This is a genomic window from Actinomadura sp. NPDC049753, from assembly GCF_040674655.1.
Classification (GTDB): domain Bacteria; phylum Actinomycetota; class Actinomycetes; order Streptosporangiales; family Streptosporangiaceae; genus Spirillospora; species Spirillospora verrucosospora.
Window position 1 is genome coordinate 1 of the sequence record NZ_JBFARL010000151.1, and the last position, 19924, is coordinate 19924.

General features: G+C 73.5%; 16 protein-coding genes and 1 pseudogene. 8 read left to right on the forward strand and 9 right to left on the reverse strand.

Annotation, left to right across the window (positions count from 1 at the left end; genetic code table 11):
- Positions 1-49: 49 nt before the first annotated feature.
- From AB0K37_RS30070 to AB0K37_RS30095, 6 genes are all read right to left on the reverse strand, one after another.
- Positions 50-679, reverse strand: a complete 630-nt coding sequence (locus tag AB0K37_RS30070; RefSeq protein ID WP_363986710.1) for a hypothetical protein — start codon at positions 677-679, stop codon at positions 50-52.
- Between the two features lie 65 nt (positions 680-744).
- On the reverse strand, positions 745-2703 hold the full coding sequence (locus AB0K37_RS30075) for a serine/threonine-protein kinase (RefSeq protein WP_363986712.1): 1959 nt from the start codon (positions 2701-2703) through the stop codon (positions 745-747).
- Between the two features lie 48 nt (positions 2704-2751).
- Entirely contained in the window at positions 2752-3564 is an 813-nt protein-coding gene (locus AB0K37_RS30080) for a serine/threonine-protein kinase (RefSeq protein WP_363986714.1), read from the reverse strand.
- A 100-nt stretch (positions 3565-3664) separates the two neighbouring features.
- Complete coding sequence (locus AB0K37_RS30085; RefSeq protein WP_363986729.1) at positions 3665-4612, reverse strand: acyl-ACP desaturase; 948 nt, start codon at positions 4610-4612, stop codon at positions 3665-3667.
- A gap of 173 nt (positions 4613-4785) precedes the next feature.
- Complete coding sequence (locus tag AB0K37_RS30090; protein ID WP_363986716.1) at positions 4786-5553, reverse strand: SDR family oxidoreductase; 768 nt, start codon at positions 5551-5553, stop codon at positions 4786-4788.
- A gap of 67 nt (positions 5554-5620) precedes the next feature.
- The gene (locus AB0K37_RS30095) at positions 5621-6286 is read right to left on the reverse strand and encodes an NAD(P)-binding domain-containing protein (protein ID WP_363986718.1); all 666 of its coding nucleotides are present in this window, start codon (positions 6284-6286) and stop codon (positions 5621-5623) included.
- Positions 6287-6368: 82 nt separating this feature from the next.
- On the opposite strand from AB0K37_RS30095, the gene AB0K37_RS30100 reads away from it, so the two are divergent.
- Positions 6369-6740: a helix-turn-helix domain-containing protein gene (locus tag AB0K37_RS30100; RefSeq protein WP_363986720.1), complete on the forward strand. Its 372-nt coding sequence runs from the start codon at positions 6369-6371 to the stop codon at positions 6738-6740.
- A gap of 2 nt (positions 6741-6742) precedes the next feature.
- On the opposite strand, the gene AB0K37_RS30105 is transcribed toward AB0K37_RS30100, so the two are convergent.
- Complete coding sequence (locus tag AB0K37_RS30105; protein WP_363986721.1) at positions 6743-7525, reverse strand: enoyl-CoA hydratase-related protein; 783 nt, start codon at positions 7523-7525, stop codon at positions 6743-6745.
- A gap of 908 nt (positions 7526-8433) precedes the next feature.
- On the opposite strand from AB0K37_RS30105, the pseudogene AB0K37_RS30110 reads away from it, so the two are divergent.
- From AB0K37_RS30110 to AB0K37_RS30125, 4 genes and pseudogenes are all read left to right on the forward strand, one after another.
- Positions 8434-9195: pseudogene (locus tag AB0K37_RS30110) on the forward strand (SNF2 helicase-associated domain-containing protein); the annotation flags it as partial.
- Positions 9196-9420: 225 nt separating this feature from the next.
- Positions 9421-12162 (forward strand): SNF2-related protein, encoded by a 2742-nt coding sequence (locus AB0K37_RS30115; protein ID WP_363986730.1) that lies wholly within the window; start codon positions 9421-9423, stop codon positions 12160-12162.
- Positions 12162-12938, forward strand: coding sequence for an SWIM zinc finger family protein (locus AB0K37_RS30120; RefSeq protein ID WP_363986722.1), 777 nt, complete (start codon positions 12162-12164; stop codon positions 12936-12938). The genes AB0K37_RS30115 and AB0K37_RS30120 overlap by 1 nt, the downstream gene beginning before the upstream one ends.
- Positions 12939-13093: 155 nt before the next feature.
- Entirely contained in the window at positions 13094-13882 is a 789-nt protein-coding gene (locus AB0K37_RS30125; RefSeq protein WP_363986723.1) for an ABC transporter ATP-binding protein, read from the forward strand.
- 215 nt (positions 13883-14097) lie between these two features.
- Here AB0K37_RS30125 and AB0K37_RS30130 read toward each other — a convergent pair whose 3' ends face one another.
- Positions 14098-15267 carry a sensor histidine kinase gene (locus AB0K37_RS30130; protein ID WP_363986724.1) on the reverse strand — a complete coding sequence of 390 codons (1170 nt, stop codon included), beginning with the start codon at positions 15265-15267 and terminating at the stop codon, positions 14098-14100.
- 116 nt (positions 15268-15383) lie between these two features.
- Here AB0K37_RS30130 and AB0K37_RS30135 point away from each other — a divergent pair, with 116 nt between their 5' ends.
- Complete coding sequence (locus AB0K37_RS30135) at positions 15384-15656, forward strand: helix-turn-helix transcriptional regulator (protein WP_363986725.1); 273 nt, start codon at positions 15384-15386, stop codon at positions 15654-15656.
- Positions 15653-16231, forward strand: a complete 579-nt coding sequence (locus tag AB0K37_RS30140) for a hypothetical protein (RefSeq protein WP_363986726.1) — start codon at positions 15653-15655, stop codon at positions 16229-16231. The genes AB0K37_RS30135 and AB0K37_RS30140 overlap by 4 nt, the downstream gene beginning before the upstream one ends.
- Here the strand turns inward: AB0K37_RS30140 and glgP are convergent.
- Complete coding sequence (glgP, locus tag AB0K37_RS30145; protein WP_363986727.1) at positions 16228-18825, reverse strand: alpha-glucan family phosphorylase; 2598 nt, start codon at positions 18823-18825, stop codon at positions 16228-16230. The two genes, AB0K37_RS30140 and glgP, sit on opposite strands and share 4 nt — an antisense overlap.
- 356 nt (positions 18826-19181) lie before the next feature.
- On the opposite strand from glgP, the gene AB0K37_RS30150 reads away from it, so the two are divergent.
- A partial coding sequence (locus AB0K37_RS30150) for a maltotransferase domain-containing protein (RefSeq protein WP_363986728.1) occupies positions 19182-19924 on the forward strand: 743 nt, incomplete at its 3' end.

Consider the following 19924-nt stretch of genomic DNA (forward strand, 5'->3'; position numbering starts at 1 on the left):
GCGGACGCGATCCACGAGGTCAAGGAGCGCACGGACGCCCCGTTCGGGGTCAACCTGCGGGCCGACGCCGGGGACGCGGGCGCGCCGACGGGCGGGCGCCCGGGTCGGGATGCGAGGCGGCCGCCACCAGCGGGCGCAGATCGGCGGGCAGCGCCTCGGCGGGCGCGTCCAGACGGCCGGTGGCGGCGAACGCCACCGTGGCCGCCCACGCGCGGACGTCGTCCGCGGCGTCGGCGCCGGCGGTCAACGCGAAGTCGACGACGACCGGCGCGTCGTCCACCACCAGGACCGTCCCCGGCCCCAGCTCGCCGTGCGCGAGACCGGCCAGGTGGATGGCGGCGAGAGCCTTGGCCAGCCCGAACGCCGTGCGGCGCAGCGCGTCCCCCGACATCGGCCCCTGCCCGGCGACCGTCTCGGCGAGCGGACGCCCGGGGACGAACCGGAACACCACGTAGGGGCGCGGGCCGGCGGCCTCGCCGTCCAGGACGTCCGCCACGTAGGGGCTGAGCACCTCGCGCATCCGCGGGACGTCGGGCGCGGCGCCCGGCGGCAGGAGCCGGATCGCCACGTCGCGGCCGTCGGGACCCGCGGCGCGGTGGACGTCGCCGGTTCCGCCGCCCAGCCTGGACAGCAGCCTGTACGGACCGATGTGCGCCTGGTGGCTCGTCTCACCGCTCATAATGGGTCGCCACCCTATCGACCGGAGAGGGGGCAGCGCCCCCGTCGCCGGGGGGCGCCCGCGCGTCACGTCCCCGGGATGCGCGCCACGAGGTCGTGGACGTCGGCGCGCAGGCTCTCCAGATCCTGGCTCATCCCGTCCACCGGCGTGGTGTCGGGCGGCTGCCCCTGCGACAGCCCGACCAGCACCGCGGCGAAGATCCCGAGGATGAGCGCGCCGACGAGCGCGGCCTCGGCGCGCGGCAGCACCGCTCCCCAGATCCGGGCCAGCTGGCGGCGGGGCGCGCCGCTGCCCGGCGCGAGGCACAGCAGCCCGATCACGGCCATCGCCGCGTAGGCGATGGCGGTGGACGCGGTCATCGCCGGGTCCGCAAAGATCAGCACCCCGAGCAGGATCAGCCCCGCGAGGCCGCTGAGCGACGTCCACAGCACGGTCGACATCAGGGCGCCGGGCAGGTGCAGCGGCGTCCGGAACGCGGCCGCGACGGCGTCGCCCGAGCGCGGGCCCCTCCGCGTCTGCCGGCCCTCCATGCCCTTGGCCGCCTTGTCGCCCGCCCGCAGGACGAACACGCCGGCGACGGTGACGCCGAGGGCGAGCAGCGGCGCGATGTGGGCGAACCCGAGCAGCGCCACCAGGACGATGAAGCTGAGCACCCGGTACCAGCCGTAGGGCTTGCGCCGCTCCTTGTCGCGCTCGGACCCGTCGGCGCGGTCGGCGCGGGCCTGGTCGGGGCGCTGCCGCGCCTCCGGCTCGTAGGGGCCGCGCTGGAGCGCGCCCTGCGGCGGCTGATTCGGCGGGGGCCCGTACTGCGGCGGCGGATACCCGCCCTGGTAGGGACCCTGGTCGTAGGGGGCGGGCGGCCCGTAGCCGCGCTGCCCGTACTGCTCCCCCGCCTTGAACGGCGCGGGGCCGGGCGGCGGGACGGGCGGCGGCGCCGCGGGCGGCAGCTGGCCGACGAAGTCCTTCGGCTGCGCCGGGACGGGCGCGGGCGACGGAACGGGAGCGGGCGCCGGGACCGGCATCCCGGGCGACGCCGACGACGTCCCGGAGGACGGCGGGTCCTGCGGCGCCGGCATGGAGAACTGCCGGGAGTGGTCGGCCGCCGTCTCCTCCGGCCCCGGCTGCCCCGACGCTCCCGGCGCGCCGGCGGCACCGGCCGCACCGGCCGCGCCGGCCGCCGGGTAGTGCCGGTCGACGCGCGTCTGGTCGGTGATGGTGGCTTCGAGATGGATGCGGCGCGTGAGCTGCACCAGGTTGACCGCCGTCGGCCGCTCGGCCGGGTGCCGCGCCATCGCCGACCGCAGCACGGGCAGCATCGCCTCGGGCACGCCGTCCAGGTCGGGCGTGCTCTGCATGATCTTGTAGAAGATCGATTCGAAGGTGCCGGAGCCGAAGGGCGGGCGGCCGGTCGCGGCGTAGGCGACCGTCCCGCCCCAGGCGTGCACGTCCGACGGCGGGCCCGCGTCCTCACCCTCGATGATCTCCGGGGCGAGGTAGCCGGGGGTGCCGATGACCATGCCGGTCGCGGTCAGCCGGGTCGCGTCGGCGGCCTGCGCGATGCCGAAGTCGATCACGACGGGCTCGCCGTCCACGAGCATCACGTTGCCGGGCTTCATGTCGCGGTGCACGATCCCGGCGCCGTGGATCGCCGACAGCGCCGACGCCAGCCCCACGCCGAGCCGCTGCAGCGCCGGCCCGTAGATCGGGCCGGACTCCTCGACGATCTCCTCCAGCGTCCGGCCGGGCACGTACTGCGTCACGATGTAGGGCTGGTCGGCGGTCACGTCGGCGTCGAGGATCTCCGCGACGTGCGGGCTGTGCACCCTGCGCATCGAGTCGACCTCGCGGGCCAGCCGGCGACGCGCCGTGGCGTCCCCCGCGACCGCGGGCCGCAGCACCTTGATGGCCACGTTGCGCCCCTCGGGGTCGGCGCCGAGGTAGACGACGCCCATGCCCCCTTCCCCCAGGGTCTGCTGGACGCTGTAGTGGCCGATTCGGTCCCCGGACGTGACGGCTCCCCTCATCGTTTCCGAAACCCTACCCTTGCCCATCCTGCCGGGGAGATCCAGCCATCAGGCCGCCACCACCCCGTGGCCCTCGGCGGCGGAGGCCAGCGCCCCGGCGAACCAGCGCGCGGAGGGGCGCTCCGCGGGGTCGCGGCGGAACGCCGCCCGCAGCAGCCCCGCCAGGGGCTCCGGGGCGCCGCCGATGTCGGCCTGGCCGCGCAGGATCCTGAAGCACACCCCCTGCAGCGACCCGCGCCCGAACGGCGGGCGGCCCGTCGCCGCGTAGGCCACGGTCGACGCCCACGAGAACACGTCCGACGCGGCGGTGGCGCGCTCCCCCTCGATCAGCTCGGGCGCCAGGTAGGCGGGCGTCCCCACGACCATGCCGCGCCTGGTGATCTGCTCCGCGCCGGACTCGTGCGCGATGCCGAAGTCGATCAGCGTCGGGCGGTCGCCCAGCACGATGACGTTGCCGGGCGACACGTCGCGGTGCAGCACGCCCGCGTCGTGGACGTCCCCGAGCGCCAGCGCCAGCCGCCGAGCGAACCGGACGAGCCGGTCGCCGCGCAACGGCCCGTACGCCGGGACGAGGTCGTTCAGCGGGCACCCCGGCACGTACTGCATGACCACGTGCGGCCGCCGCGCCGAGACCGCCCCGTCCAGCAGCCGGGCGACGTGGGCGCTGCGCACCCGCGCCTGCGCCCGCATCTCCCGCGCCAGCCGGCTGATCGCCTCCGGCTCCCCCGCGAGCTCCGGAACGAGCTCCTTGACCGCGACCTCCCGGCCGCCGGCGTCCATGGCCAGGTGGACCACCGCCGTGCTCCCCCGGCCGATCTCGCCCAGCAACCGGTACCCGCCCAGTCTCCTGTGCGTCCCCATGCACCCTTTGACGCCAGAAAACGCCCTCCGGGTTCCCGGCGCCCGGGCGAGTCCGGTTCAGGTCACCCGGGTTCCATCGGGCCGCCCCCTGGACGGACGCCTAGCGTCGCGCGGCCTGGCGGGCCCGGCGCTCCTCGCGGCGGGTCTCGAACTTGGTGGCGGCGGCGTCGAGCTGCTCCAGGAACTCGGCGAGCTCCTCGCGCGCCTTCTCGCCCTCGCCCGTCAGGTCGGTGCGGTCGAAGACGCCCCACTTGCGCAGCACCGGGACGAGCACGTCGTCGTGGTGGAGCCGCAGGTCGTAGATGCCGGCGTTGGCGATGACGACCGACTTGCGCATGAAGCCGTCGATGCTGTGGCCGGGCATCTGGAACGACGTCACGACGTCGGTGATCGCCCGCATCGTCTCGTTCGGGGAGGCCTCCAGCGCGGCGCCCATCAGGTTCCGGTAGAAGATCATGTGGAGGTTCTCGTCGGCGGCGATGCGCGTCATCATCTGCTCGCAGACCGGGTCGCCGGACGCCTTGCCGGTGTTGCGGTGCGACACGCGGGTCGCGAGCTCCTGGAACGACACGTACGCCGTCCCGTGCAGGAACGAGTCGCCGTGGTCGGCCTCGTAGCCCGCCTCCATGTGGTGCATGCGGGCGCGCTCCAGCGCGATCGGGTCGACCGCGCGGGTCACGGTGAGGTAGTCGCGCAGGGCGATGCCGTGCCGGTTCTCCTCGGCCGTCCAGCGGTTCACCCACGTGCCCCAGGCGCCGTCGCGGCCGAAGACGGTGGCGATGGCGCGGTGGTAGCCGGGCAGGTTGTCCTCGGTGAGGAGGTTGACGATCAGGGAGTCGCGCGCCTCGGGCGTCACCTTCGACTGCTCGATGGACCACGGCTCGCCGTCCAGCGGCCCGTCGAAGTCGCGGCCCTCGCTCCAGGGAACGTACTGGTGCGGGAACCATTCCTTGGCCATCGACAGGTGCCGGTTCAGCTCCTGCTCGACCACCGGCTCGAGGTCGAGCATGAGGCCGGTCTGGGACTTCTCTTCGGGGGTCACGGACATGCGGTTCCTTCGCTGGACGAGGTCGTCTTTGCGGGCGCCCAGCAGGCCGTTCACAACCTACTCAAGCGTAGGTTCGATGGTCGCGAGTCGGCACGAGCCCCGTCAAGTCAGCACCGCGACAAGCAAGGCGCGGGAACTTTTGTAGATCCACGCGAAACCGGCGTGACGCCTCGTCACCGCGTGTCGGCGGCCTGTTGCCACATGCGGTTCACGGCCGCCCTGAGCAGCGGCCGCGGAACGAGGCGGAGCGCCGGGAGCGCCGCCTTGTACTGCATGCCGGGAACGCACAGCGCGCGTCCGGTCGCCACCGCCTCCAGCCCCGCCCGCGCCACGTCCTCGCGCCGCAGCCAGAGCAGGTTGGCCGGGACGTCGTCGTCGGTGCGGGTGAACCCGGGGCACAGCGCCGTCACGTGGACGCCCTTGCCCGAGACCTCCGAGTGAAGGCTCTCGGAGAACGACGCCACGTACGCCTTCGTCGCCCCGTAGGTCGCGCTGCCGGGCGAGGGCGTGAACCCCGCCATCGACGCGACGTTCAGCACCCCGCCCCGGCCGCGCGCGATCATGCCGGGCAGGGCCGCGTGGGTGAGCCGAACGAGCGCGGCCACGTTCAGCTCGATCTGCGCCAGGTGGTCGTCCAGCGGCAGTTCCGCGAACGCCCCGAAGGCGCCGTACCCGGCGTTGTTGACCAGCAGTTCGACCGGCTCGGCGCGCAGCCGCGCCTCGACCTCGGCGCGCCGCGCGGGATCGGTGAGGTCGGCGGCCACGACCTCCACGGCCACCCGGTACCGTTCGACGAGCTCGCGGGCCAGCCCGTCCAGCCGGTCGCTCCGGCGGGCCACGATCACCAGGTCGGTGCCGCGGCCGGCCAGGAGGCGGGCGAAGCTCTCGCCGATACCGCTGGACGCACCCGTCACGAGCGCGGTCCGGTACGCATGTCGCATGGCGGCAGATGCTATCGGCGGTTCTTCGCGCACCCCCACAGCACGCCCAAAAAACACAAATAACGTTTCAGCCCGCGAGTTCGGAGGTGCGTGCCGGGTCGCCCCCAGCGTACTCGGGGGGAGGCAGCATGGCGGCCGGGTCCTCGCCCGCCACCCACAGCCCCACCATGAACGCGGTGGCGGCCTCCAGGAGCCCGGCCCGCTCCAGGCTCCCCCCGTCCATCGGCACGCAGCCGAGGTCGCGCACCAGGCCGCGCACCGCGGCGAGGGCCTCCTCGTCGTCCCCGCACAGCGGGACGCCGAGCGGACGCCCCGCGAACGCCGGGGGCGTCATCCGCCACACGCTCTCGTGGCAGGTACTGAACGCCTTGACGACCCGCGCGCCGGTGAGATCCGCGATCCGCCGCGCCGCGGACGGACCGCCCGCCGTCTTGAGCCGCTCGAACGGCGGCTCCATCGGGTTGGTGCAGTCGATCAGCACGCGCCCCTCCAGCGGCCCCGCCTCGCGCAGGACGTCCCGGACGCCCTCGTGCCAGACGGCGAGGAGCACCGCGTCGCCGTGCTCCGCCGCCTCCCGCAGCGTGCCGCCGGCCGCGCCGTGCCCGATCCGCCCGGCCAGCGCGACCGCCTTCGCGGGGGTCCGCGCCCCGATCCGCACCTGGTGTCCCTTGCGCGCCCACTGCGTGGCGAACGCGTCCGCCATGGCTCCCGCGCCGAGCACTCCGATCCGCATGACGTCCTCCCGTTCGTTTACCGTCGGTCGGGACGTTAGGCGGTCCGTTCCGCACCATCCGGTGCGTATCGGAAGGGGCAGGATGGCGGGCGAACCCATGGACGAGTACGAGTACATCGCCGACTGCCAGACGCGGCTCGGCCTCGACGTGCTCTCGGGCACGTGGACGGGCGTCGTGCTGTGGTCGCTCCAGCACGGCCCGCTGCGCCCGGGCGAACTGCGGGCGCGGATCGGCGGCATCAGCCACAAGGTGCTGACCGAGACGCTCCGCCGCCTCGAACGCGACGGCCTGGTGGCCCGCCGCCGGTACGCCGAGGCGCCCCCGCGCGTCGAGTACGAGCTCACCCCGCCGGGGCGCGGGATGCTCGAACCCCTCGCCGCCCTCGGCCGCTGGACCGAACGCTACGCCGACGAGGTGCTCGACACGCGGGACCGGGCGCCCAGCGAGCGGTGAACTCAGCGACCGGTGAACGTGGCCTTGCCGGGGCCCTCCTCCATGAAGCTCTTCATCCCGGCCGCCTGGTCCTCGGTGGCGAACAGGGCCGCGAACTGCGTCCGCTCGATCTCCAGCCCGGTGTCGAGGTCGGCCTCGAGACCGCGGTCGATGGCCTGCTTGGCGGCGCGCAGCGCGATCGCGGGCCCGCCGACGAACGTCGCCGCCCACTCCCTGGCGGCCGCGTAGACGGCGTCGTCGGGGACGACCCGGTCCACCAGGCCCATCGCGAGGGCCTCGTCCGCCGCGACGTGCCGTCCCGAGAAGATCAGGTCCTTGGCCTTCGACGGCCCGACCAGCCGGGCCAGCCGCTGCGTGCCGCCCGCGCCGGGGATGATGCCGAGCTGGATCTCCGGCTGGCCCACCTTCGCGCCCTCTCCCGCGACGCGGAAGTCGGCGGTCAGCGCCACCTCCAGCCCGCCGCCGAGCGCGTACCCGGTGATCGCGGCGATGACCGGCTTGGGGATCCCGGCGAGCGCCTTGGCGAAGTCCTGCAGCAGCCGCGAGTGCCCCGCCGACATCTCCGCGTACGACATCGGGGCCATCTCCTTGATGTCCGCGCCCGCCGCGAAGACCCGCTCGCCCCCGTACAGCACGACCGCGCCGACCGCCTCGTCCTGCGTGACCTGCCGGGCCGCGTCGATCAGCTCCCGCTGCATCTGGGCGTTCAGGGCGTTCATCTTCGGACGGTCCAGCCTGATCGTCGCGATCCCGTCCTCGACCTCGACCCGTACGAACTCGCCCACGGCGACCCTCCCAGTGCAACTCGGTGCGGACTCCCCGAGCCTAGCCAGCGGCCCGCCGCCCGCCCGCCGCCGGGCGTCCCCGCCCGCCGCCGGGCCGGCGCGGCTCAGACGGGGCCGAGCGTGCCGGACGGGTCCACGCCCACCGTGATGGGTATTTGACCAATATGAGAATTGTCTGAGTGGCGTCCTGTCAGGAAGCGGGGCCACGGTGGTGTCCGAGGCTGCTGGTAGCTTCGGGGACCATGCTCGTCGCCCACGCCACCTGGCATGGCGGTGCGCTCTGCCTGTGGGCCGAACGCACCGGCCCGTACGAGCCCTCCCCGGACGTCCACCCCTTCGCGACCTGCGACTTCACCGGCACGTCCTACGAGCCGCTCCTGCGCGCCGCGTTCCGCGTCGAGCTGGCGATGTCGCTGCCCACCGCGGGCGACCATCCGCTGCCGTCGGCCGAGCTGGGCCCCGAGCCGGTGCGGGGCGAGCCCGAGCTGCGCCCGTGGCGGGTCCCGGCCCTGGTCCTCGCCCCGTTCCCCGCGATGGCGCTGCTCCAGGCGGCCGAGCACAGCGCCGACGTCATCGCGGGCACCGACCTGCGCTTCCTGTGCCTGCTCGCGGACGAGGCGGTGCACCTCGCCGGGCGCGGCCACGTCCTGCCCGCCCTGCTGCGCGAGGACGGCGACCTCGTCGCCCGCTGGCGCCCGGTGATCGACGACCCGGCGCGGTTCCGCGCGCTGGCCCGCGCCATGCCCGCCGCCTGCCGCGCGGCCGACGGCGGGCGGCCCGCCGCCGAGGTCCTGCGCGAGGCGCTGTCGGCCCTGGTCGACACGGCCGTGCGGGGCACCGTCCCGCATCCGCTGCTGGTGTCGCGGCGCAAGGAGCCCGACCGGCTCCCGCTCGCCGAACGCTGGGTGATGGCGCTGACCGGCCCGTCCCCCGAGGTCGCCCGCGAACCCCGCGACGACCCCGACGACCTGATCGCCGAGCTGGACGCGTGGGCCGCCGCCGCCCGCCGCCCGTCCGGCCCGCTGCGCGTCTGCTTCCGCCTCGCCGAACCGGGCGCCGAGGAGTTCGAGGAGGGCGCCGAGCCCCGCGACGGCGACTCCTGGCGGGTCGAGTTCGCCCTCCAGGGCACCGACGACCCGAGCCTCTACGTCCCCGCCGCGCTGGTCTGGGACGGCGAGGCCACCTCGATCCCGCAGGCCGAGGAGACCCTCCTCGCCGGCCTCGGCCGGGCCCTGCGCCTGTTCCCCGACCTGGCGCCCGCCCTGGACGGCCCCGCTCCGCGCGAGCTCCTCCTCGACACGGCGGGCGCGTTCCGCTTCCTCCGCCAGGCGGCCCCCATGCTCGCCGCCGCGGGCTTCGGCGTCCTGCTCCCCCAGTGGGCGGGCAAGGCGAAGCTCGGCATGAGGCTCACCACCCGCACCGAGGACCCGGAGGCCTCCGCCGGGTCGGCGGCGCCCTCGGGCTTCGACCTGAAGTCGATGGTCGACTTCCGCTGGGACCTCGCCATCGGCGACGAGAGCATCGACGAGGCCGAGCTGGAGGAGCTGGCCCGGCTGAAGACCCCCCTCGTCCGCCTGCGCGGCCAGTGGGTGGAGCTAGACGAGCACCAGCTGGAGGCGGCCCTCGACTTCCTGCGCCACCCGCGCCGCGGCCGCATGACCGCCGCCGAGGCGATCCGCGCGATCGTGCACGCCGGCGACGACGCCCTCCCCCTGACCGGGGTGGACGCGGCAGGCCCCCTCGGCGACCTCCTCTCCGGCGAAGCCGACCGCCGCCTCACCCCCATGCGCACCCCCGCAGGGTTCAACGGCACGCTCCGCCCCTTCCAGGAGCGCGGCCTCGCCTGGCTGAAGTTCCTCGGCGACCTCGGGCTCGGCGGCGTCCTCGCCGACTCGATGGGCCTCGGCAAGTGCATAGGTAAAGACGAGTTCGTCTTCGTGAACGGCGCCCTGATCAAGGCGAAGGACGTCTGGGCGCGCTTCGCCTCAGCGTCGGAACCCGACGGCGAAGGCGAATGGTCGATACCGGTGCAGGAGTTGACCGTCAATTCGATCGCCAAGGACGGGCGGATCGTTCCCGCCACGGTCACCCGCCTCTATCGCCAGCACATCACCGAAAAGGTGCGGAAGGTCCGGCTGGACGACGGCAGCGAGATCATCCTGACCCGCCGGCACCGCCTCCTCGGCCTCGACGACTGGACGAACGACCTCCGCCCGGGAATGCGCGTTTGCGTTCCGGCAGCGTTGCGGCATGAGGGCGACGCCCTGGACCCGGACCTGACCGTCCTCCTCGCGTGGCAGATCGCCGAAGGGAGCGAAGGCCGGTGGACCACCGTGGTCATCACCCAGAAGAACGTGCGCACGCTCGAAGACCTTCAGGCTCGTCTGAAGCGTGTGGCGGACCGGTTCGGCCTCGCGTTGAACGATGCGAGAGTCATACCGGCGAACGGCACCAAGGTCCCCTTCCTCAGACTCAGCGGAAAGCCCTACCGAGAACTACTGGAGGAACACGGATATCGCTGGGGCGGCCATTCGGCTCACAAGCGGATCCCTGAAAGCGTCATGACGGCCGACGAGGCGACCGTCCGCCTCTTCCTCCGCCACTTCTTCGCGGCCGAATCGTCGGTCGACACGTCGAGGCGCCTCGTCGAGATCAGTTCCGCGTCTGTCTGGATCATGCGGCAGCTCAGCACGCTGCTGCGCAGGTTCGGCGTCTGGTTGCGCATCTCCACCGCATGGAAGTGCGCCACGAACGGTACCGGCATCAAACGCCCGTACCAGATCGGTCTCATCGGCGGGGCGAGCCTTCGGCGATTCCACCGCCTCATCGGAATCGCCGACGCCGAAAAGCAGGCCCGAGTGGACGAGATCTGCGCCGAACCCTCCAACACCAACGTCGAGGGCGTGCCCGGCAGTGACCTCCTCCGACGGGCTCAAAAGGCCACAGGGCTGCCCATGCGGCACCTCAGCACCAACACCGTCTACTTCTACGGAACCCAGGAGTTCTCCAGAGAGAGCGCGAGAGAAGCCGTAGGAAGGCTTGACCGCATCCTGTCCGGGGACGCTGAGGCGGAGTACCGGCTCCGTAAGGGATGCAAATGGACGGCGCAGACACTGGCCGCGTACGAACGCCTCGACAGCGTCGAACTCCAGCGAATTCGCGACCGGCTCGATGAGCGGGCCACCCGCGAGGTCTTCTACGCGAGAATCGCCTCGGTCGAAGAGTTCGACTACGAAGGCTTCGTGTACGACTTCGAGGTGGCCGATCACCACAACTACGTCGCCGAGGGGATGCTGTGCCATAACACGGCCCAGTCCCTGGCCCTTCTCGCGTCCGAGCGGGCGAACGGCGAGCGTCCTGGTCCCACTCTCCTCATAGGGCCGATGTCGCTGGTGGGGAACTGGCAGCGGGAGGCCGCGCGGTTCACGCCGAAGCTGCGGGTGTACGTGCACCACGGGACGGGGCGGCACCGGGGTGAGGAGCTCGCCGAGGCGGTCGCGGGGGCGGATCTGGTGCTCACCACCTACGGGACGGCGGCGCGGGACGCGGAGATGCTCGCGCCGATCGCGTGGGAGCGGGTCATCTGCGACGAGGCGCAGGCGCTCAAGAACAGCGGGACGCGGCAGGCCCGGGCGGTGCGGAGCATCCCGGCGCGGAGCCGGATCGCGCTCACCGGCACGCCCGTGGAGAACCACCTGACCGAGCTGTGGTCGATCATGGAGTTCGCGAACCCGGGGCTGCTCGGGCCGCGGAGCGCGTTCCGGCGGCGGTTCGCGATCCCGATCGAGCGGGAGGGCGACGAGCAGGCGGCGCTGGCGCTCAGGCGGGCGACGCAGCCGTTCATCCTGCGCCGCCTCAAGACCGACAAGTCGATCATCTCGGACCTGCCGGAGAAGCAGGAGATCAAGGTCTACTGCAACCTGACGACCGAGCAGGCGTCGCTCTACCAGGCGACCGTGGACGACATGCTCCAGCAGATCGCCGAGGCGGAGGAGGCCAAGCGGCGCGGGCTGGTGCTGGCGACGATGGCCAAGCTCAAGCAGGTCTGCAACCATCCGGCGCAGCTGCTCAAGGACGGCTCGCGCCTGCCCGGCCGGTCGGGCAAGCTCGAACGGCTGGAGGAGATCTGCGCCGAGGTCCTGGAGCAGGGCGAGAAGGCGCTCGTCTTCACCCAGTACGCCGAGTTCGGCTCGATGCTCCAGCCCTACCTGGCGGCGCGGCTCGAACGCCCGGTGCTGTGGCTGCACGGCGGGACGTCCAAGCAGGGGCGCGACGACCTCGTCCAGCGGTTCCAGGAAGACGCCGAACCCGCCATCTTCCTGCTGTCCCTCAAGGCCGCCGGGACGGGCCTGACGCTGACCGCCGCCAACCACGTCGTGCACGTCGACCGCTGGTGGAACCCGGCTGTGGAGGACCAGGCCACCGACCGGGCGTTCCGCATCGGGCAGACCCGCGACGTCCAGGTCCGCAAGTTCATCTGCGTGGGGACGATGGAGGAGCGCGTCGACGAGATGATCGAACGCAAGAAGGCCCTGGCCGACTCGATCGTCGGCACCGGCGAGGACTGGCTGACCGAGCTGTCGGTCGCCGAGCTGCGCGACGTCCTGCGGCTGTCGCCGGAGGCGGTGAGCGACTGATGGACGAGGGCGTCAGGGCGCGCACCAGGCGCGGCTCGATCGGGGCGCGGTGGTGGTCGCGGCGCTTCATCGACCTGGTGGAGTCGTTCGCCGACGCCGGGCGCCTCCAGCGGGGCCGCGCCTATGCCCGCAAGGGCAACGTGTTCGACCTGCGGGTGGAGGCGTACGAGGTGACCGCGAAGGTGCGGGGCTCGGCGCCGGAGCCGTACGAGGTGGCGCTCGGCATCGAGGCGATCGACGAGGACGGCTGGCGCGCGGTGGAGGCGGAGCTGGCGTCCCGCGCGCTGTTCCGGGCCCGGCTGCTGGCCGGGGAGATGCCGCCGGAGATCGAGTGGGTGTTCGCCGAACTGGGGCTCGCGCTGTTCCCGGACTCGGCGTCCGACCTGCACCTGATGTGCGACTGCCCAGACTGGGGCGACCCGTGCAAGCACGCCGCCGCCGTCCTGTACCTGCTCGCCGAGGCGTTCGACGACGACCCGTTCCTCGTCCTCCAGTGGAACGGCCGGCGCCGGGACCAGCTGCTCGGCGCGCTGCGGCGCGCCACCGGGACCGAGCCCGACCCACTGGAGATGCGGGACGAGCCGCTCACCGCCGAGGGGTTCTGGACGCCGCCGTCCGGGCTGGCCCGGCTGCGCGAGCGCCCGCCGGCGCCGCCCGTCCCGCCGGGGTTCGTGCTCCAGGTCGCCGCTCCCCCGCCGGTCCGCGTCCGGCGCCGCGCGCTGACCGACGTGCTGGCGCCCGTCTACGAGGCGCTCGCCGGGCAGGACGATGACTGACCCGAGGTCTCCGGCGCCTCCGGGCCGCGGATGATCTTACGGAGTGCGAACGCCGGCGCGGTTCGACCGCCTACCTGAGGGGTCGCTTCATAGCCTTTTCGCACGCGGGCGTTCCGAGAGGGCCGGGCGCCGCCATGTGGGGGGAGCGACGAGGGATGAGCGGAATCGTCGTGGAGGCGCGTGAGCTGCGCGTCCGCTGCGGCGCCCGGACGGTCGGGGACGTCTCGTTCGGGGTGCCGGAGGGCCAGGTCTACGCGCTGCTCGGCCACGGGGGGTCGGGCAAGACGCTGCTGCTTGAGGCGCTGGCGGGCCTCCGCCGCCCCTGCGGCGGCACGGTGCGGATCCGGGGCGCCGACCCGTACGCGGCGCGGGAGGGGCTGCGGATCGGCACGGTGTGGCGGGACGGCGGGCTGTTCCCCGGCCTCACCGTCTCCGAGATCGTCACGGCCTGGCGCCGCTGGACGCTGGACCCGCTGGCGGCGGACGAGGCGCTCGCGCTGACCGGCCTGGAGGCGTTCGCCGGGGCGCGGTTCGAGCGGCTGACGGCCGGGGAGCGGCGGCGGCTCGACCTGTCGCTGGCGCTGCTGGGGCGCTCGGACGTGCTGTTCCTGGACGAACCCACGTCCGGCCTCGGCAGTGGAACGATCCATCTGATCTGGGCGACGCTGCGCCGGATCGCCGCGTCCGGCACGACGGTCCTGCTCGCCACGCGCGACGCGGCCGAGGCCCGCCGCGCCGACGGCGTCGTCGTCGTCGACCGGGCGCGGCCCGTGGCGCCGGGCGGCGGGACCGGAACCGGCATGATCTCGATCCGCGGGTCCGCCTCGTCCGGCGGTCCCGGCGCCGCCCGGTTCTGGTCGCAGGCGGCCGCGACCGGCGCGCCGGGTCCCGCGGCCGCTCAGCTTCCGGGGCCGCTCGGGTCCCGGGGCCGGGCGGCGGGCTAGGGCCTGTCTCGAAGTGGCCTCGGCCACGCGCGCGAACGCGTGACCTGCCCGGTGCGGCGAAGCCGAAGGCGAGCGAAACCGGGCAGATCGCGCAGCGATGCCGCGTTCGCCCAGGTTCGGGCACGTAGCGAGCCGCCAGGCGAGCGAAGTGGGCCGCCAGGCGAGCGAAGTGGGCCGCCAGGCGAGCGAAGTGGGCCGGGCTTTGGAAACACGGGCTAGAGCGGCAGGCGGGCGCGGACGGTGAAGCCGCCGTCCGGGCCGGGCCCGGCGTCGAGGTCGCCGCCGAGCGCCTCGGCGCGCTCCCGCATCCCGCGGATTCCGCTGCCGTCGGACGACGGCGCGCCCGATCCGGGCGTCCCGTCGTCCGCCACGGTGACGACCACGCCGTCGGCGCCGTAGCCGACGCGGACGACGGCGGACGTCGCGCCGGAGTGCCGGGTGACGTTGGTGAGCGCCTCCTGGACGATCCGATACGCGGCGAGGTCGGCCTCGGCGGGCAGCGGGCGCGGCTCGCCCTCCACCTCGGTGCGGATCTCCAGACCGGCCGCGGCGAGGCCCCGGGTCAGCTCGTCCAGCCGGGCGAGGCCGGGGGCGGGCGCGACCGGGGCGGCCTCGTCGACCTGCCGCAGGACGCCGAGCGTGGCGCGCATCTCCCGCAGCACGTCCTTGCTGGCCTGCTTGATCGCGGTGAGGGCTTCCTCGGCGCGCTGCGGCTCGCGGCGCAGGCCGTGCAGCGCGGCGGTGGCCTGCACGTTGATGAGCGAGATGTTGTGGCCGAGGACGTCGTGCAGCTCGCGGGCGATGCGCAGCCGCTCCTCGATGGCGCGGCGGCGCGCCTCGGCCTCGCGGCCGCGCTCGGCGACGCGGGCGCGCTCCTGCGCCTCGCGCAGGTAGGCGCGGCGGTTGCGGACGACGCCGCCGATGGCGACGACCGCGACGAACCAGCCGATGAGCAGGAAGCCGGCCGCGTCGGCGAGGTGGTTGACGTCGTCGCGGCGGTCGGCGGCCACGGTCCCGACCACCGCGGTCCCCGCGAGGGCGACGGCCGCGGTGAGGTACCCCTCGGCGGCCGCCGTGTAGAGGGCGACGACGAACGTGAGCACGGCCGGTCCGTCCGGTTCGGTGACCGGGTAGTAGACGGCGCAGGCGGCGAGCGTGACGGCGGCGACCGCGACGGGATGGCTCCGGCGGAAGTACAGCGCCCCGCAGGCGACCGCCAGCAGCGCCCAGCTGGAGAGGGGCATCCGTGAGGGCGGGCCCGTGTGGACCGACACGAGGGTCATCGCAGCCAGGACGGCGAAGGCCCCGCCGGCCAGTGCGGCGTCCGCGGTGCGGCCGGTCGGCAGCCAGGGGACCGGCCGCCCGCCCCGGTTAGCAAGTCGCACGGGTCCATCCTGCCAGCTTCGGCTCGCTTGCATGTCCGATACGAGATGTAGTACTTCTACTATCAACAGATGCAGTCTTACGGCGTTCCGTTCAAGGACCCGTACAGGGAGTCAGCATGAGCGAGCCGGTGAACCGCAAGGCCGATCCGGCGTCCGCCGAGAAGGAGACCGTCCACAACCGGATCACGGTGCTGAGGGCGGAGCGCGGCGTCTCGCGCCGCGACCTCGCCGCCGCGCTGGGGGTGCACTACCAGACGGTCGGCTACCTGGAGCGGGGCGAGTACAGCCCGAGCCTGCACCTCGCCCTGCGCATCGCCGAGTACTTCGAGGTGCCGGTCGAGGTCGTCTTCTCCCTCAAGCCGTTCCCGAGAATCGGAGGCACGTCATGACGAACCGCACCGCCGGATGGAGGGAGCGGTCCCGCCGCAGGCGCACGGACCGCCTCGCCGCCCTCGACGAGGAACTGGAGCGGCGGCTGCCCGCCCGCTACGCGCACCGCCGCACCCGCCGGGTGCTGGCGGGGGCGGGCGCGGCCATGCTGGGCCTGTTCTGGGTGGACGCCGCCGTGTCGTGGGCGCTGGCCCCGAGCGACACCGCGATGATCGTCAACTTCGTGATCCTCGGCGTCCTGGTGGTGGCCGGGATCCCGCTGGCCGGCCAGCTGATCGCGGTGACCCGGGGCCTGACCTCCCGGCGGGAGCGCGAGCTGGACGAGCGGCAGCTCGCGGCGCGGCTCCGCGCCTTCGCGACGTCGCACCAGGCCACCACGGTCGTGCTGTTCGCGGTGCTGGTGGCGACGATGATCGCCGACCGGGAGGGCCGCGAGTCGCAGATCCCCGGCGCCGCGCTCTTCCTGATCCTGTTCGCGCTGCTGGCGACGCACACGCTGCTCCCCCTCGTCGTCGCGGCCTGGCAGACGCCCGATCCGCCGCCCGCCGACGACGACGAGGGGGAGGCCGGCTAGCGCAGGTCGCCGTTGGTCATGCCCTGCGGCGCGGGCGGCAGCGCGACGAGGCCCATCTCGGCCCGTCCGGACAGCAGCGGGTGGCTCGGCACCACCCGCACGCTGTAGCCGAACGCGCCGCTGCGCCCGAGCGGCACCTCGCCGGTGTAGCGGCGCCGCCCGTTCTCGGCCGGACCGCCGTCCTCCAGCTCCAGGTAGGCCGGGTCGACGAGCGCGTCGGCGTCGTCGACTCGGCCGTAGGCGACCTCGACGGCGACGTCCTCGGGGGCGAGCCCGTCGAGGTCGACCACGACCCGGACCGTCAGCCGCGCGCCGACCTGGGGGCTCTCCTCCCCGGTGGACTCGACGTGCTCGACGGCGACGCGCGGCCACGCCGAGCGGACCTGCCGCTTCCAGGCCGCCAGCTCGCGGGCGCCCGCGAACTTGTCGGCGACCATGGAGCGCTCCGACACGGCGGCCGGGGTGTAGAGGTCGTCGACGTAGTCGCGCAGCATCCGGGACGCGAGCACCTTCGGGCCGACGGTGGCGATGGTGTGCTTGACCATCTCCAGCCAGCGGCGCGGCAACCCGGCCGAGTCGCGGTCGTAGAACGTGACGGAGACGTGGTCCTCGATCAGCTCGTAGAGGGCGGCGGCCTCCAGCTCGTCCCGCCGGTCGGGGCCGGCGAGGCCGTCGGCGGAGGGGATCGCCCAGCCGTTCTGGCCGTCGTACCACTCGTCCCACCAGCCGTCGCGGATCGACAGGTTCAGCCCGCCGTTCAGCGCGGCCTTCATCCCGGACGTGCCGCACGCCTCCAGCGGGCGCAGCGGGTTGTTCATCCACACGTCGCAGCCCTGCACCATGAGCTGCCCGAGGGCCATGTCGTAGTCGGGCAGGAACACGATCCGGTGCCGGACGTCCTCGGACCCGGTGAACCGGACGATCTCCTGGATGAGCCGCTTGCCGCCCTCGTCGGCGGGGTGCGCCTTCCCGGCGATGACGATCTGCACCGGCCGGTCGGGGTCGAGCAGGATCGCGCGGAGCCGGTCCGGGTCGCTCATCATCAGCGTGAGCCGCTTGTAGGACGGGACGCGACGCGCGAACCCGATCGTCAGGACGTCGGGGTCGAGGGCGTCGTCGATCCACGAGGTCTCGGCCTCGCTGGCGCCGCGCTGGCGCCACGACTCGCGCAGCCGGCGGCGCGCGTCCGTCACGAGGCGGCGGCGCAGCAGGTTCCGCATCCGCCAGACCTCCGGCTCGGGGACGTCGCGCACCGCCTCCCAGCCGCGCCCGGACTCCATCACCGACGGCAGCTCCCGGGCGGTGAACTCCAGCACCTCGCGCGCGACCCAGGTCCCCGCGTGCACGCCGTTGGTGATCGACCCGATGGGGACCTCGGCGGTGTCGAACCCGCCCCACAGCCCGCCGAACATCTCCCGGCTGACCTCGCCGTGCAGCCGGCTGACGCCGTTCACGCGCTGCGCCAGCCGCATCCCCATCACGGCCATGTTGAACACGGTGCGGTCGCCGCCGGGGTAGTCCTCGGCGCCGAGCGCGAGGATCCGGTCGACGGGGACCTGCTCCTCCTCGTTCGCGCCGCCGAAGTAGCGGGCGATCAGTTCGCGGGGGAACCGGTCGATGCCGGCCGGGACGGGCGTGTGGGTGGTGAACACCGTGCCCGCCCGGACCGCCTCCAGCGCCTCGTCGAAGGTCAGCGCCTCCTCCTTGGCCAGCTCGCGGATGCGCTCCAGGCCGAGGAACCCGGCGTGGCCCTCGTTGGTGTGGAACACCTCCGGCGCCGGATGCCCGGTGATGCGGCAGTAGGCGCGGATGGCCCGCACGCCGCCGATGCCGAGCAGCATCTCCTGGAGGAGGCGGTGGTCGCCGCCGCCCCCGTACAGCCGGTCGGTGACGTCCCGGGCGGCCTGGTCGTTCTCCTCGACGTCGGAGTCGAGCAGCAGCTGCGGGACACGGCCGACCCGCGCGATCCACACCTGCGCGTGCAGGCCGCCGCCCTTGGGCAGGCCGATGACGACGCGCACCGGCGTCCCGTCCCGCTCGCGCAGGAGGGTCAGGGGCAGGCCGTTGGGGTCGATCGGGGGATAGCGCTCCAGCTGCCAGCCGTCCGGCGACAGCGACTGGGAGAAGTAGCCGTGCCGGTAGAGGAGCCCGACCCCGAGGATGGGCACGCCAAGGTCGCTCGCGGTCTTCAGGTGGTCGCCGGCGAGGATGCCGAGGCCCCCGGAGTACTGCGGCAGCGCGGCGGTGATCCCGTACTCGGGTGAGAAGTAGGCGATGCTCACCGGCGAGTCCCCTGGGCGCGACTGGTACCAGCGCGGCGCCGTCAGGTACTCGCGCAGGTCCTCGGCGGTGTCCTGGAGGCGTCGCAGAAATCGCCGGTCCTCCGCCAGCCGCGCGAGCCGCTCGGGGGCGACCTCGCCGAGCAGCCTGACCGGATCGTGGTGGACGGCCTTCCAGAGCGCCGGGTCCACGTCGCGGAAGAGGTCGAGCGTCTCGTGGTGCCACGACCAGCGCAGGTTGAGGACCAGCTCCTCGAGCTGCCTGAGGGGCTCGGGAAGGACGGTGCGTACCGTGAAACGTCGGATTGCCTTCACGCAACGTCACGCTATGCGCTTCGGGGGCATGGGCGCGACGGCGGGGACCACACCGTCACCTCGCGGACCGATCGGCCCGGTGGAGGCACGAGTCCCCGGAAACCCCGTCCCTACAGGGGCTCTCGTCCCGTCCGGGGCGCTCGTCACCTGGGCGGGCTCCCGCGTCCCGGCCGACCGTTTGCCCAAACTCGACCCTCCCAAGACCGGCGCGGCACGACCGGGGTCGGCCACGGGCCGGGACGCAGGACACCGGTGGCCCTCGGTCGAACGCGAAAAAACATCCGCGACTACTCGGCAGTAGCCGCCGGGTTCCGGGCATGGACGTTTTGGATCTCTCGAGAGGGTAGGGGTGGCACATGCACGTCGAGTCCGGAACGTCCAGCATGCCCGGCATTCCGAAACTTGGACGCATCCCGATCGTCAACGTCGAGCCGGTGGTGGGGTGCGGCCGGTGGCCGGCGAAGGCGGTGGTGGGCGAGACCGTCGAGGTGTCGGCGACGGTGTTCCGGGAGGGGCACGAGCGGCTGGGCGCGGCGGTGGTGCTGCGGACGCCGGACGGCGAAGAACTGCCGCCGCAGCGGATGAGCGAGGTCGGGGCCGGGCTGGACCGGTGGTCGGCGCGGGTGACGCCGACGGAGATGGGGTCGTGGTCGTTCCGGGTGGAGGCCTGGGGCGATCCGATCGCGCACTGGCGCCACGACGCGCAGATCAAGATTCCGCGCGGCCAGGACGTCGAGCTCATGCTCGCGGAGGGGGCGCGGCTGTTCGCCCGCGCGGCGGAGGCCGTCCCGGGCAAGGACCGCCCGACCGTGGAGCGGCTGGCCAAGCGCCTCGGGGACGAGACCGTTCCGGTCATCGACCGGATGGAGGCGGTGGCCGATCCCGATGTCGAGGACGTCCTGGAACGCCATCCGTTGCGGGATCTGTTGACGGTCAGTGACTGGTATCCGCTGGTGGTGCACCGGCAGCGGGCCCTGTTCGGGGCCTGGTACGAGTTCTTCCCCCGCTCCGAGGGCGCGTCCTTCGACCCTCTGGGGCGCCGCGGCCCGATCTCGGGCACCCTGCGCACCGCGATGAAACGCCTGCCCGCGATCGCCGA